Raw genomic sequence first — 14,095 nt, 5'->3', positions numbered from 1 at the left:
GAAAATATTGTAAATATAATTTATATAGTATTGTATTTTGTTTTACTCTATGGAGCAGTATGCAAAAAAATGTTTATTGTTTTATTATTTTTGTGTTGATAAGTTCTTACAACAATTATGCAAATGATAAAAGCTTAAAAAGAGTGAAAGAGTATTTAGAAAAAGAAGCAAAGGTATTTTTATGCTTATCAAATTTTGTTTTATAGTGCGGGCAAATAAAATTTTAAATTTAATGTATTTAGGGGTTTTATTAATGCAGTTAATACGATCAAATAACTTTTTCAATATTTTTGCAAGAAATTTAAAAAAAGCGGTAAAAATTTGAATTTTTGTATATGTTTTTAATATTGGGCTAGTAAAGCTATAGAAGTTGTTAAATCAAAAATTATAAATTTTAATGCATATTTGGGATTAATAGTTTCAGGAGATCAGTTTATTGATCTAAAATATATGAACAAAATTATAAAAAACTTTAAAGATGTAATAGTTTTTGAGATGGAAGGTGTCGCAATAGGGCATGTTGCACATACGTTTAATGTCCATTTTATAGTTATTGGGCCATACGGATATTTTAAATAAAGAAGTTAATGAGTTTGAATATAATAAATTTTTTTTAAAAAAAAATTATGATAACCAAAAAATAAATCGTACTATTTCAGTATTAGACTTAGAAGCTTTCAAGATTTATATGATATGTATGAACATAATTTCAATTAAGAAATTGAAAAGATTTAAGAAGAGCTTGAAAAGTTGTAATATTAATAAATACAAGCTAAAAAATTGTATAAAAAAGGTTAGATCCCAAGCTCATAAAAAACTCGTCCAAGTTTTTTCATCATAACTTTCAAATAAATTATTTTTTAATTCATGATCACTATTTCCATGTCATCTAAAATACAACTTTCAACCGCACTCAATTTTAGATTAGAAAGTGTCCTTTTTTTAGTAAAAATATCATTACAGCTCATTACAAAAAATTCCAAGCTTTTAATGATATTTAAAAATCTCAAAAAATTTAAAACATCCGGGCTAACAACCATAATGAAATAATTTTAGACTCAATATAATTTTATAGGTTTTATCCCCATTAGTTTGTTTATCTTGTATAGTAGGATGCTCAAGAATATAATTACATTTGCTTTTCTTGTAGAGAAACTTAACAAATACTTTTGTTAAACCGTCATTCAAACTCCCAAAATTATATAAAATAATGTGCCCAGGCTTTCTTGAAGCCCTATTTAACCTAATTAAAGCAATACTATTTTTATATTGATAGAATCAATATTCGATCCTTCAGAAATTAACTTTAGGCTTTTAACTTTATATTTTTCTTAAACCCCTTTCATTGACTCAAAAGCTATAATTTTAATTATTGGCACTTTCCTTCTCCATATTCTCATAAATTTATATCAGAGCTTAAAGCAAAGCTTTTGTGGATTTAAGGAACTTTAAAAGATAAACTTTATAGTTCCTTAAATCATTTTTTATTTTTATACCATCTGTAACGTGTAGTATGGAAAATTACTTTTTAGATAATTTTTAGCTTTGTATATGTTTTTTGAATCCTCTAAGTATGAAATAGGACAGGTTCCAGAACATCCTAAAAATTTATATCAAATAAACATTTTGCAATAAAGGCTTCTAAAATCAAGATAGGCGGGACAATATCACATTTAGGGTTAATAATTACTGGAAGACCGATCTGTTAATTATGAAAATCAATATATTCAAAATATTTTTTAAGAATTTGAAAATGCAATTATAATAGATATGGAAAGTGCATCGGCAGCTCGCATAGCCTATAATTTCAATATTCCTTTTATAGTCATTTAACGAAATCCAAATTCTTATTTTGAAGAAAGAAACGAAGTATCTGGAAAAAAGGTTGAAGATAGGGTTGCGGGCGCTATTTATGATGATGTTACCAATAATAAGTCAAATGGCAATGCTCTTTATTCTGAATGGAGTGACTATCTTGAAGAAGAAAGTGAATTAAAAGATCTTATTGATAAACTAGAAAAAGCTAGAGAAGAATTAAGGGGTAAAATAAAAGAGGGCAAGGATAAGGATGAAAAAAATAAAAATGCTGTAAGGAATAGTGATATTAAAGAAGATTTAGAAAAGTTGAAAGAATATTTAATAAAACTAAAAGAATATCTTTAAAATAATGTCGATAAAAAATAAATTCAGAAATCTGTAAAATGTTCAATAAATCTGGATGGTGATGATTGTGAATAGCAAATGAAAGGAGTTTGTATTATAAATTATGAAAAGCAAGGCTAAAATCGTCTTGCTTTTGTAATATTGGAGTAATTTTTGGGCATTAAAGCTTATATGTGCAATAATTATTGGCAGAAGTAGAATAATTCAAGTTTTATTTACAGTTTAGTTCTTAACTTAATTGCCGCAAGTAGATGCAGCTTGATCTTTAAATGTGTCAAGGTTATCACTATTCCCTTTAAAAGATCCCTTTAAAGTTTCTTTAAAAGTATTTTTTCCACCACCATTTCCATTACATTTGTCAAGTTCTATTTTTATGTGGTCAAGTGCCGATTTAATTTTATCTTCATCATGACTTAAGAATTTATCGAAATCAGTTTGACTTTCCAGAGATTCTTTTAAGAATGAAAGTGCTTCTTTTTGAGTAGTATTTAAGTTTTCTATTAAAAGTTCTTCTAGGGTTTTTTGAATTTCTATGTTTTCTTCACTTAAACTTCTTTTATATCTACTTGTTTTTTTAGTGAGAGTATTTTTGTTATCAATATTGTTTACTGTACAGCTAATTAATATCAATAAAATAAGTAAAATGTAATTAATTTTCATGTTACTTCTCCTTAATTTAAATTAATGAACATTGTAAATATAGATCATTATGTAATAAGTATTTTTAAATCAGTAGTTTATGTTAATATTTTATAAATTGCTTTAATATTTAGAGCAATAATATGTTAATTTTGCTGCTCTAAGGAATAGTTTTGAAAGTAGTTAAAAGAATCTTTTGATGATTATGTTGAACCTTTTAGCTAAGGTTTATTAGCTGATATAGAAATTGCAGAGATAAGTTATAAATATGATTAAAATTGCAGGAGTTATTTGTAATAATGTAATGGAAAATGTAGTAAAATCATTTAATTAGAACATTGAAAAATTGCAATTATTAGTTGTTGGATATGATTCATTTATGGAGAGGATCATGAATAAAAAAATTTTGTTATTTTTGCAGTTTCTACGATGATAAGTTCTTGCAAGAATTATTCAAGTAGTGGAGATTTAAAAAGTAAAGAACAAAATCTAAAAGGAAAAGCTAAGGAATTTTTAGATGTTTTAGATCCAAAAGATAAACTAAAGGATAAAGAGTTAGCTAGAGGCTTTGAAGACTTTAGTAGTGTTGGTTTAGAAGGCAAAGGTGCAATGCAACACACAAAGAAGATTAATCACAAGAGCTAGAGCAAGTAGGGCAAAACATTAATGGAGGCTTAGAACTAAAAGAGGTGTACACAAGAGAGATTAAAAGAATCTGGAGATAGCTCTAAAAAGAAAAAAGGGAATAGAAAAAAATTTTAGAAGAGGCTAAAAAGAAATTTGAAGAATTTAAAAAACAATTTAAATCTGTGACTGGAGAAAATATCGAAAAAGTTAAAAAGCAAGGTAAAATTAGACAAGAAACTTTAAAGTGTGCTAAAGAATTGCGTGTAAATGAAGATTATTCAACTAGTGATGGAACTAATACTGATAATTTTGCAAAAAAAGTTATAGATGATGTACTTGAAAATATTGAGGAGAAACTTAAAAAATTAAATAATGAAGAAGAATAAAAAAAATGAAAATGATAATGCATATGTTATTGTATTGGGCGATAAAAATGTTTTTAACTTTTAATGTATACTTTGGGATTGTTGTTGATGAAGCCTTTGGCAATGCTGATAAAACTAAAGCAAAAAAAGATAATAATGCAATATTTAAGGACATCGATGGGCTGATATTTGATTTTAGCCCTAAAAAAGGGTCAAGAATTGCTATTCTTTTTAAAAAAAGAAGTATTTGAAAATAAAACTAACAATACAAAAAATATGATTATTAGTTGCTCTTTTGACAAAGAAGAGCTTAGTATAAATTCACTTAGTAATCAATGGATTGTAGGAGGCAATAGTTTGTTAGGCTTAAAAGAAAATGAGATATCTAGTTTTCTTAAAAAAATCATTATCAAGGAGGGTTTTAAAAGTAAAAATACATGATAACCAAAAAACAAGGCATGCTTTAAGTATTAGACTTAGAAATTTTCAAGATTTATATGGTATGTATGAACATAATTTTAATTAAGAAATTTAAAAGATTCAATAAGAGTTTAAAAAGTTGTTATATAAATAAAGGTAAGCTAAAAAATTGTATGAAAAAAGGTATAAGCATTTTAAATGTAATTTTCTTTATGTTATTTTTTTATTCTTGTGTTTTATTACCAAAATCACCAAAATCTTTTAAAAAAGCTGAAACTGAAGTTTTGGAGTTTGGGGTAATTAAAGAAGATAAAAAAAATATTGAAGAAGACAGTAAAAAAAATATTAAGGAATATTATAGTAATATTTGTTATCTTGATGAAGAACCTAGATTAAATGAAATAAAAGAAGGGGAGGTTTGGGAATTGTTTGTAGGCGGTTATGTCACATGGGCAAAAGCTGCCAATTTAAGAGCCATAAAAGACAAAAACAATAATTTAATTAAAGATCTTGAGGGGCTTAAGTATTCTTATATATTTTCACCCATTCGGTTTAGAACTTGGTCATTTTTGTCTGGCTATACTTATTATATTAATGATAATAAGTATAGAATATGGGGAAAGGAAGTCCCGATAGCTAAAATCATAGCATTTGAGTCAACAAAAGAGTTTGAAGAAAAGTATGAAGTTAAAAGCCTAAAGTTAGTTTCTGAAGGATCGAATATTGATTTTGAGCGATATAGAACTGGTGTTGCTTCAATTAGCTTAAAAGAGACTTCAAAAGAATTCGGCTTCATTAATTCATATAATTTTGGGGTTTTTAATGATGATTTAACAAATGCTTTTGGCAAGCTTCTCTACAAGAAAAGCAAATGTAATTATATGCTTGCGCATCTTACTATACAAGATAAACAAACTAATGAGGATAAAACCTATGAAATTGCATTGAGTCTAAAGTTATTCCATGATACTGTTAAGATGATATTTGCTAAGTATCCAGATTTATCAAATGAGAAATTAAAATTTTTTATTGATGAATAGTGAGTAACAAAATGATATTTTTACTAAAAAAGGCATATTTTCTAATCTGAAATTGAGTGCGGTTGGATGTTGTATTTTAGACGATATAAAAATAGTGATTCATGAATTAAAAAATAATTTATTTGAAAGTTCTAATAAAGATTTGGACGAGTTCTTAATGAGTTTGGGTAGGGGCTCTAATGCTAAAAAATTAATCAACTTGTTTCGCAAGATTAAAACAAGATTAGGTTATAATTTCCTTGGGGGGTGAAGTTCTTATATTATATTTTTGTAATAGAGACCCCGAGTTGTTTAATATTTTATTATTCTCATTTAGGGATGTGTAGTTTAGATTGAAATAGTGAGGATTATAATTTTGAGGATAATTGGAAAAAGGGTTTAATTGATCAACGGGTTCACAAGATAAAAAAATCTTTAGAATTAATGCCGAAATTATAACACTATGTATTTTTTGTTAATTTGTTAGCCTTAAGGATGAATTATTAAATATTTGTAGGTTACTAGAAAGAGTAGAAAATTCATATATACTTTACCGTGGGGTTGAAAATTTAGAAATAGTAGCTTGCTAAAAAATTACAAATTATTTTTCTAATATCGTTTCTTAAACTTCCCCCAAGTGCCTGAGATCCAAGTAATGCTCCGCTGTTAATATATCCCCTTGGACAAAGAATCCTATCCCCAAAGTAAAAAAGATATTCAAAAGTAATGGTGCTACTACGGGAGTTTTTTAGTTTTCATATTTTATTACGCTTGCAATATCCTCAACACTTTTCCTAATTCTATCTTGTATTGCAAAGATTTGAATTGTAAGTCCAAAAATTAGCATTTTAATAATATAAAAATTTTTTTAATACTAGTCTTCTTGCTTTAATCAATATATTTTACTTGTATATTAGGTACATATCTGTATAATATTGTAAAGTCTAAAAATTTCAATATTGCTAAATTGGTGTGGTATTATTGACATAATCATTAAATATTTTGTGGTAAGGTGTTGCTGTAGATATATTTATATTTTATATAGTTTGTTTTGTAAATTGTGGTTTATCAAAGAATAGCAATTTTTAAAATAAAGACCCTTTATTGCAGGATGTAAAAAATGTTAATTCAAAATCGGATTGGAAGAGCGATCTTGGACTTAGTAGTGAAGAATTTTATACATTAACTTTTTTTATTAATGCATTAAAATTTGAATTATCAAAAGGATATAATAGGTTTCCCAATTTTGATATATCTCTCAATGGAGATGTGTCTCATATAGAAGGTTATATTAAAAGTTTTTATTAAAACTGCAGAGTTTGGAGAAAGTTAAAGAATTGCTTAGCTATATTTAATATGGTAGAGATAATCAGCTTAATGTAGAGGGTAGAGATGAAAATCTTGAGATAGAGGCAAAAGATTTTTATAAATTGGAAAGTAGTCTGGCCGATGTTTTCGATAGCTATTTCATGTTGTTAAATCCTCCATCGTTTGAAGTGAATGATAATAACGGCAGTCCCCATATTAGTAGCGATCACAAAATTAATATATTAGAACAAATTTAAAAAGTGTCTTATGAATTTAGAAGTTCTGTTAAGTAATTTAATGCACTCGAATAGTAGGATATTCAACAAACAATAGAATTATAAAAGTTAGTTTATAAATAAATTCATTTAAATCTATTAATAAATTTTTTAATATTTACAATAGAAATTGTTGTTTTTTTAAAAAAATATATATGAAAAACATATTTGCCTATTTAGAATTAAATGCTATTGAAATTTGTGTTTTGAGAGATAAGAAAAAGCTTATTTATAAGTTTTACGAGTCGATTTTATATATAGAAAATGATGTAGGCCTATATGAAGCTGGAAAAAAGAAGTATTTAATTTTTATGGTCGAGATTTAAATCTTCAGGGCGAGGGTATTATAACCTAAGCAAAATAGATAAAACCAGTCAGAAAAAGTTGGTAAAAGGGGAGAATCCCAGCTTATTTTGCAGTCTACTACTCTGTAGTTGAGTTTATTAACTTTGAAAATATTCTTTTATTTAGCTTTCATTTGCGTTACAATGTGCTTGGTAGGTTAGTAAATTAATAAATTATCGATGTTAACAACAAATATTATTGAAAAACAAATATATAAAGAGTTTCTGCGATTGGGGATGGATCAATTAATATCTCAAGATTTGTCAAAAAGATGTTATCATAATGAGATTACATATAGAGATTTAGAAAAACAATTTGGAATAAAGTTTGACAATCTTATTTCTAAGATTGATAACGTAGAAAAAAAATTTAAATCTAAAAATAGATAATTTAGCACAAGACAATGATAAAAAGCTGCACATTAATAGCCAAATTTTTTAGAAAATCAATTTAAATAGTATTGCAATATTAAACCATTTATAGGGTATTTTTTGTGTTCTATTTTTTAAACAATAGAACAAGCTTTTAGTTAAGATTAAAATTTAAATTTAATTACTTTTGCGATTTGTTTATAATGCCACTTTTATTATAAGCAAATTTTAATTATTTTAACTTATTAAAGTTAAGGTAAAGGAGATTTATTTAAAAAAAGTTGTTATCTTATTTAAGATTTGCGGGGTGTATTTGCAAATGTAGCTGGAATTATTATTCCAGGTATGTAGCTTGCTTAGGTGCACATGAGACAAAAATTAATAATTATTATTTTATGCTAAAAAGATTAAGTTCTTATTTTGTGTTTTTAGTTTGGACTGATTGCACGAATAAAAAAAAAGAGAAGAATTAACTTCTCTTTTTAAAAAATATCAAGTGCAACTTATTAATTTTTTGTTTAGATTAATAGGCTTAATTTTTTAGTAGATAAAGAGCATGGGCGTATTTCTTATTTATGTGGTTTGCTAGCGCCGCATCATCTGTTTTAATGTTACCAGAATTTTTATTGTAAGCCTCAATAGTTTCGTTTAAAGCTTTTACAAAGTTTTGTTTTATCTTTAAATCCCGTTCTATGTCTTGTAGTAATTTTTCAGCTTTTTCTTTGCTTAGAGTGGATAATATATTTTGTATTTTTGTTAAATGCCCGTCTTCTGTGTGAAGTTGAATATCCTTTGATGTTGTTAAAAATCTATGAGCTATTAGTCGGTTCGCATCATTTTTGTCAAGTCTTTCAAGAATTTCTTTTAATGTCAATATTTTTTCTTTTTCGTAATTTAAGGATGAGTAAATTATTTTTTTTAATTTCATTTTTGCATTATGCATAAAATTCTCACCGCTTTTAAGTTTGAAAGACTCTAAGAAATCATATTGTGTATCAATTTTAGCTATTTGTATATCGTCTTGTTTTTCTTGAGTTTCCAGGTCCTTGCCAATTTTTTCTAATTTTGAGGTTGTAGTTTGTTCTTGGGAGTTTTGATTTGAAGATTTTGAATTTTGAGATTCATTTTCAAAATTTTGGTTATTTGTTGATAGATTTTTTGTTGAATTTTCCAATAGATTTTCTGAATTGGTACGGCTGTTTGTTTTTTTTAGATTTCTCGAATTGGCACGGTTTTTTGTTTTTTTTAGATTTCTTGTAGTGGTACGGCTGTTTAGTTTGTTTGGATTAACATTACCAAGAGGTGCGCATGATATGCAAATTGAAGTTAATATTGCTGTAATAATGTTAAGCTTAGATTTATTTAATTTAGGTTTTTTCAAAATATTCTCCTTATAAATTTAGACTAATAAATATTAATTTTAATTCAAAATAATAATATTACAATTTAATAATAAAAATCAAATAATTTTAATATTATTGAATAATTTAACAAAAAATAACAAAGAATTTTCCATCTATAATTTCTATGAAATTTAGGTGGATATGAATTTGCTAATAAATAGATTTATTTTGATTTTAAACATACTTTTTTACGATATCAATAGGGTCATCTTCAGCAAAGAGAAGGCAATAACTTTTAGACCAAAAATAAGGTTTTTAGTAATACTTGTCTAAATAAGTAAAATATTTTTTTATTATAAATCTTAAAGTTACTGTTTTTAGAGTATTAATAAATTTAGAAGGGTGTATATCGGGAGCAAATTCTAGTAATAAATGAATATTATCTTTATCATTGTTGAATTCATTGAAAGTTGTTTTGTCAACCGATTTATCTAAAAATTAAGTTTTTAATTAAAAACTTAATTTTTTTTAGAATATATTGTTAGTATTAATAATATATGGAAAAGATTTGTAAACAATGTTCTACTGAATAATTTAGTTCTTCAAACATAGACTTTAGCAAAGACTCTATATTTGCTTCTGCTGAATTGTCGTCTATTGAAGAAAGTTTGTTTTTTATAAGAATAAAAAGGTCTTTTAGTTTGTTAATATTTTCCTTTTTTATAAAGTCTTTTGATAATTGTTTATAAAGAGATATATTGGAATTGATTGTTTTTACGATATCATTAGTTTTCATTATCTATGCTTTATAAAAAAATCCATTAACAACAAAAAGCCAGGCAAATAGAAGGAGTAGAGTCTAGAATAGATATACTACTTTTTGAACATGATAAAGACAAAGTAGCTTTTAATAATAAAGGGGGAAAGAAGCTAAAAAAATAATGAACCTATTTCTGTTGAAGATATCTTGCTTCTAGCAGAAATTAAGCGTCCAGCATTTAGTTTTAACTAAAGATAAAGTAAAAGAAGCAGAAGATCAGCTATATAGGTATCTAAATCAATATCAAAAACATTATGGGATGCTTTCTAATGGAAAGGCATTGAGATTGTATGACAAATCAAAAGTACTAGATTTTGATCCCCAAAATAGTTTAACTAGTTATTTTTTTAAGTATATAAAAAGTTTGAGCAAAAACAATGTTTATTCTTTATTAAAAGAAGACTCCAATGCTAATTTAGATAAATATTTGACCAAAAAATACATGATAATGTATATCTTATTCCTTCTCATTCTAGTTTACATCTTTTTAATAAGGAAAATATTTCCTATAAAGAGCTTTTTTTTAAAGCATAGACCAGAAGGGGTATTTCCCAATTATAATTTTAATTATGTGATAATTGACACACCATCCAATTTGGATTCGATTTTAGATAATGCTCTCAATATTACTAATAAGCTGATTATTCCTATTCAAGTTGAAAGATTTTCTGTTGAAAGCCTGTCTATCTTAATGAAATATATTGAGAAAGTTTCAATGTACTTAGATAATAAAGATATTGATATATTCATAATTGAAAATCAATTTATGAAAAACAGAAATGCTTTTAAAAGCATAGAAAATTCAATTAAGGATAAATACGGCAAATATATTAAAGGAAAAGTCCATTTTTATAATAAAGTCAAGGTGTTTACAAATAATTTACAAGAACCTAATGTTAAAGAGCCTTATTATCAAGAATGTTTAGAAGCCTTAAAGAATATATTAGGTATTTAATTTGATTTTATTTTATTTCGGACATTTGTTCGCTTGCGAACAAATGCTGGTTAACATATAGTTTTTTATTAAGGAGGATTTTAGAGATGTCTAAAGATTTAATCATTTTGAATGATATGGAAGAAGGATTGATGGATATTTCCGAGGAGGAAGAGTATGAAAACTATAAGCATGCTTTAAAAAAGAGTATGGTTAATGATATTGAAAATAAAATTAAAATCATGGAGATATTGTATAATATAAAAAACAAAAAACTTTATCGTATCGATGGGCATTGGGCATGTGAGTTTCAAGTCTTTTATTGAAGAATTTTTAATTGCAAGAACTCAAGCTTATTTATATTTAAAAATATATGAACAGGTTTTAAAAGAAAAGTATGAAGTTGAAAACCTAAAGTTAGTTTCTGAAGGATCGAATATTAATTTTGATCAATATAGGTCTGGTGTTGCTCTAATTAGGTTAAAGGGTGCTTTAAAAGAATCTGGATGCATTAATTCATATAATTTTGGGGTTTTGAATGATAATTTAACAATTATTAATATTTTTAAAAATAAATCCTGTAAGTGCAATAAAGAGTTATGATAGCAAGCAACCACAAAAGATATTATTTTTATTCGGTATTTTTGTTAGAATTTGCAAGAACGTTGTACCATGCTGCACTAACTATCATTTTATAAATAAAGGGTTATCACTAAAAGATATTGCTATAGTACAAATTTGCTGCAAGGCATCAATTTTCTTTCAAATGATTTCTTATTTTATTATTTTTAAAGCTTCTTCATTCATACTTCTTTGTATTTCGTGGTTTATATAAATATAAGCGATACTAATATTTTTTGATGTTGAAGTATCTCAGATTAGGTATTAAATTATCATTAGTAAAATTAAAAATAATTTCTTTAGGTAAGTGTATTTAAAAATTAAACTATAGCTTAGTTGATATTGAACTACGTATTTTTTATCTTTATAAAAATAAATATAAAGAAACTATATTAAAATAATCATTCAGAAAATACCTGATAAACCGTGAATTATTGTTCTATAATCAATGATTATTGGATTTGTTCAATTTTCTAATTTCAACATAATAAACCTGATTATACTGATAGAACTGGTTTAGAAAATCTACTTAATGGTTTAATAACATTAAGTCAAAGTTTAAGTATCATTATTCAAGATGCGGCAAAACTAAACAAAAATGGGTTTAAATCTCTTAATTATACTTAAAACAAATGAAGCTGTGGTTTATTTCTTTTTGGAGATTTTTTAGGATTATCTATATATTAATACGTAAAAACATTTTTATAGCAATATTGTAATTTAAATAAAATGATATACAATATTAAATGATAATCAGTATCATTTATAATGATTGTTCTTGATTAGCGGAAAGGGGAATACTTTATGGTAAAAAATTTATTTTTATATATACTGTTAATAGTAGGATTGATGTCTTGTAATCTAGATTCTAAATTATCAGATAATAAAGGACAAAAAAATAACAATGGTGCAAAAAGGGAGGTTTTGGAGAGTGTTCAAAAAGATTTTACTAAAAATCTTGAAGGAGAGCAAGAATATAAAAATTTAGCTATTCCCGTAAAGCCTGTGGTGGTGAATTCAGGATCATTTTATAATGAGGCTGGTATATCAAACATCCCGATTAAGCAGGATCAAAAAAAAGAAATAAAAAAAGAGGATTTAATTCCTGTTACTGATGAAGAAAAGAGAGCATATGCAATAATTAAGAATATAGAAGAGAATATTCTTGAAAGTTCTGGATTTTCTGAGTTAATTAAGAATGTATGCATACTTAAAAATGAATATGCTTTAATAAGAGGTAATTTTTATGATGTATTGCATGATATTCAGAATAAACACATATCAATGAAAGAAGACTATAAAAAAAATAAAGACAAAATAAGGATTTTAACACAATTGCTAAATAAGTCAATTGTGGGTCATGAACTTGATAGACTTATAAATGATATTGATATTGCAGAACAAGAGATAAAATCCGCAGCTACATTTTTTAAGGCCGCTCAGGAAAGTTTAAAAGACAGCATTATTCAAAGATTAAAGAATAAAAATAAGGGGTCTTATTCATTACAATTATCTAGACAAGCTCTAATGAAAGCAGAGAATGCTTTAAATCATTTAGAATCTCATGCCTATAAAAAGGTTGATTCAATAGTAAAAAAGGAAGAGATAACAGAATTTATTGAACATGCAAAGACTGTTTTAGCAAATCTTAATGCATAAATAAAAAAATATATGAGCTGCTATTTCTTTAATCTTTGATTTAGGAATAGCAGCTTGATTCATCCTATGATAGCTTTTTGGGCTCCTAATAGTGCGCATCTACTAGATTATGGGCCACAAACTTACTTAAGGTAGTTGCCGTTTTAGTTTTTATTTTTTTGCAGTTAATAATTTTTTAAGATTTATATTTGTATTGTACAAGGTACTAAACTTGTAACAAGGTCATTTAATATTGCAAAATTACTGTAATTAGTAGATCTTTATTGTACTATTATTTGTATGTTTTAGTGAACAAAAATTCTTAAGGTTGTTGCAAATTAAGGCTAAATTATGTTTTTAATTTTAATTTTGATTTTTTTATAAGTTTGTTTTTGAATTTTGGTTTAGTTAGGACTTATTTATTTGGCTTTGTTAATCATAAAAATGGAAGAAAAATAGGATAAAATTTTTAGTTTTACTGTTGCAAAATATAATAAATACTTTGACATATTTAATATGTTTTATTATAAACTTTAATGAAATTAAAAATAGTTGAGGCTTAAATTTTGATTTATTAAATATAGGTTTAAGTTTTTTATTATATTTATCAACTATAAATATTGGGATATTACTTTTTAATATATTTTAAAGTTTTAAGGAGTGATAAGATGTGAATTTTGCAATTCATTGCATTGTGATACTATTATGTAGTTTTGTTTGAGGTTGTTTTTAGTTTGGGAATTTCTTTACCCTTTTTAAGGCAATTTATTATTATAAATATGGTTCTGTTTATAGTGCATTAATATATTCTTTTTTATGTTTAAATGGTAGATTTTTTATTTTAGAATTTGGTTTTAGGGTCTATTTTAGATGGGATTTTAGAAAATTCAGCACAAAATTTTAGATACAGAAGATTTTAATATCTTAGATACAAAGGATATGAAAAACAAATTCCTAGTAGTACAAGCGTTTAAATCAGAAGTTAAAGCTAAGAAAATTAAAGAGAAATTAGATTAAGAGTGTTCTAATTTAGACTTAGGATTTATGCATGCATTTAAACTATTGTAATAAAGAAGTTTGTGATTCTTGAAAAATACAAGTTAAAAATTTCAATTTTTGTATTAAAATTTAGGATTTTTGAGTTAAATGTTAAGGTATTGGGGTTAGTTTTTAGGATCAAAATAACTATACTATTAAAAAATTAAAT

General features: G+C 25.4%; 14 protein-coding genes and 4 pseudogenes. 12 read left to right on the top strand and 6 right to left on the bottom strand.

Features of this window, described 5'->3' with window-relative positions:
- Positions 1 to 405 precede the first annotated feature (405 nt).
- On the top strand, positions 406 to 579 hold the full coding sequence (locus QIA22_RS05115; protein WP_418456851.1) for a phosphorylase family protein: 174 nt from the start codon (positions 406 to 408) through the stop codon (positions 577 to 579).
- Positions 580 to 1,029: 450 nt separating this feature from the next.
- On the opposite strand, the gene QIA22_RS06925 is transcribed toward QIA22_RS05115, so the two are convergent.
- Complete coding sequence (locus QIA22_RS06925; RefSeq protein ID WP_437125860.1) at positions 1,030 to 1,209, bottom strand: BB0158 famile outer surface lipoprotein; 180 nt, start codon at positions 1,207 to 1,209, stop codon at positions 1,030 to 1,032.
- Positions 1,210 to 1,866: 657 nt separating this feature from the next.
- Between QIA22_RS06925 and QIA22_RS05110 the strand changes: the two are divergent.
- Positions 1,867 to 2,163: pseudogene (locus QIA22_RS05110) on the top strand (hypothetical protein); the annotation flags it as partial.
- A gap of 234 nt (positions 2,164 to 2,397) precedes the next feature.
- On the opposite strand, the gene QIA22_RS05105 reads toward QIA22_RS05110, so the two are convergent.
- Positions 2,398 to 2,823, bottom strand: coding sequence for an Mlp family lipoprotein (locus tag QIA22_RS05105; RefSeq protein ID WP_367611659.1), 426 nt, complete (start codon positions 2,821 to 2,823; stop codon positions 2,398 to 2,400).
- Between the two features lie 408 nt (positions 2,824 to 3,231).
- Between QIA22_RS05105 and QIA22_RS05100 the strand changes: the two genes are divergently transcribed.
- The 4 genes from QIA22_RS05100 to QIA22_RS05085 all read left to right on the top strand — a co-directional run bounded on the left by QIA22_RS05100 (position 3,232) and on the right by QIA22_RS05085 (position 5,254).
- Entirely contained in the window at positions 3,232 to 3,447 is a 216-nt protein-coding gene (locus QIA22_RS05100; protein WP_367611657.1) for a hypothetical protein, read from the top strand.
- 164 nt (positions 3,448 to 3,611) lie between these two features.
- Entirely contained in the window at positions 3,612 to 3,815 is a 204-nt protein-coding gene (locus QIA22_RS05095; RefSeq protein ID WP_367611655.1) for a hypothetical protein, read from the top strand.
- Between the two features lie 5 nt (positions 3,816 to 3,820).
- Complete coding sequence (locus QIA22_RS05090) at positions 3,821 to 4,045, top strand: hypothetical protein (RefSeq protein WP_367611653.1); 225 nt, start codon at positions 3,821 to 3,823, stop codon at positions 4,043 to 4,045.
- 342 nt (positions 4,046 to 4,387) lie between these two features.
- The gene (locus QIA22_RS05085) at positions 4,388 to 5,254 is read left to right on the top strand and encodes a S2/P23 family protein (RefSeq protein WP_367611649.1); all 867 of its coding nucleotides are present in this window, start codon (positions 4,388 to 4,390) and stop codon (positions 5,252 to 5,254) included.
- A gap of 601 nt (positions 5,255 to 5,855) precedes the next feature.
- Here QIA22_RS05085 and QIA22_RS05080 read toward each other — a convergent pair.
- Positions 5,856 to 5,936 (bottom strand): hypothetical protein, encoded by an 81-nt coding sequence (locus QIA22_RS05080; RefSeq protein WP_367611692.1) that lies wholly within the window; start codon positions 5,934 to 5,936, stop codon positions 5,856 to 5,858.
- Positions 5,937 to 6,337: 401 nt separating this feature from the next.
- Here QIA22_RS05080 and QIA22_RS05075 point away from each other — a divergent pair, with 401 nt between their 5' ends.
- Complete coding sequence (locus QIA22_RS05075; RefSeq protein ID WP_367611645.1) at positions 6,338 to 6,541, top strand: hypothetical protein; 204 nt, start codon at positions 6,338 to 6,340, stop codon at positions 6,539 to 6,541.
- 799 nt (positions 6,542 to 7,340) lie between these two features.
- A pseudogene (bdr, locus tag QIA22_RS05070) lies at positions 7,341 to 7,554 on the top strand (Bdr family repetitive protein); the annotation flags it as partial.
- 510 nt (positions 7,555 to 8,064) lie between these two features.
- On the opposite strand, the gene QIA22_RS05065 reads toward bdr, so the two are convergent.
- From QIA22_RS05065 to QIA22_RS05055, 3 genes and pseudogenes are all read right to left on the bottom strand, one after another.
- Positions 8,065 to 8,913, bottom strand: coding sequence for a complement regulator-acquiring protein (locus QIA22_RS05065; protein WP_367611641.1), 849 nt, complete (start codon positions 8,911 to 8,913; stop codon positions 8,065 to 8,067).
- A gap of 277 nt (positions 8,914 to 9,190) precedes the next feature.
- Complete coding sequence (locus QIA22_RS05060) at positions 9,191 to 9,313, bottom strand: hypothetical protein (RefSeq protein WP_367611691.1); 123 nt, start codon at positions 9,311 to 9,313, stop codon at positions 9,191 to 9,193.
- Between the two features lie 142 nt (positions 9,314 to 9,455).
- A pseudogene (locus tag QIA22_RS05055) lies at positions 9,456 to 9,671 on the bottom strand (hypothetical protein); the annotation flags it as partial.
- Positions 9,672 to 9,700: 29 nt separating this feature from the next.
- On the opposite strand from QIA22_RS05055, the pseudogene QIA22_RS05050 reads away from it, so the two are divergent.
- From QIA22_RS05050 to QIA22_RS05035, 4 genes and pseudogenes are all read left to right on the top strand, one after another.
- Positions 9,701 to 10,650: pseudogene (locus tag QIA22_RS05050) on the top strand (ParA family protein); the annotation flags it as partial.
- Between the two features lie 86 nt (positions 10,651 to 10,736).
- The gene (locus QIA22_RS05045; protein WP_367611639.1) at positions 10,737 to 10,955 is read left to right on the top strand and encodes a plasmid partition family protein; all 219 of its coding nucleotides are present in this window, start codon (positions 10,737 to 10,739) and stop codon (positions 10,953 to 10,955) included.
- Positions 10,933 to 11,232, top strand: a complete 300-nt coding sequence (locus QIA22_RS05040; protein ID WP_367611637.1) for a BB0158 famile outer surface lipoprotein — start codon at positions 10,933 to 10,935, stop codon at positions 11,230 to 11,232. Before QIA22_RS05045 ends, QIA22_RS05040 begins: the two co-directional genes overlap by 23 nt.
- An 822-nt stretch (positions 11,233 to 12,054) precedes the next feature.
- Entirely contained in the window at positions 12,055 to 12,909 is an 855-nt protein-coding gene (locus tag QIA22_RS05035) for a P12 family lipoprotein (RefSeq protein WP_367611635.1), read from the top strand.
- The last annotated feature ends 1,186 nt before the right edge of the window (positions 12,910 to 14,095 follow it).

Origin of the sequence: Borreliella kurtenbachii, from assembly GCF_030437945.2 — a bacterium.
Lineage (GTDB): Bacteria > Spirochaetota > Spirochaetia > Borreliales > Borreliaceae > Borreliella > Borreliella carolinensis.
Note: the sequence above shows the minus strand (reverse complement) of the source record. Positions and strands in the feature narration are given on the sequence as shown.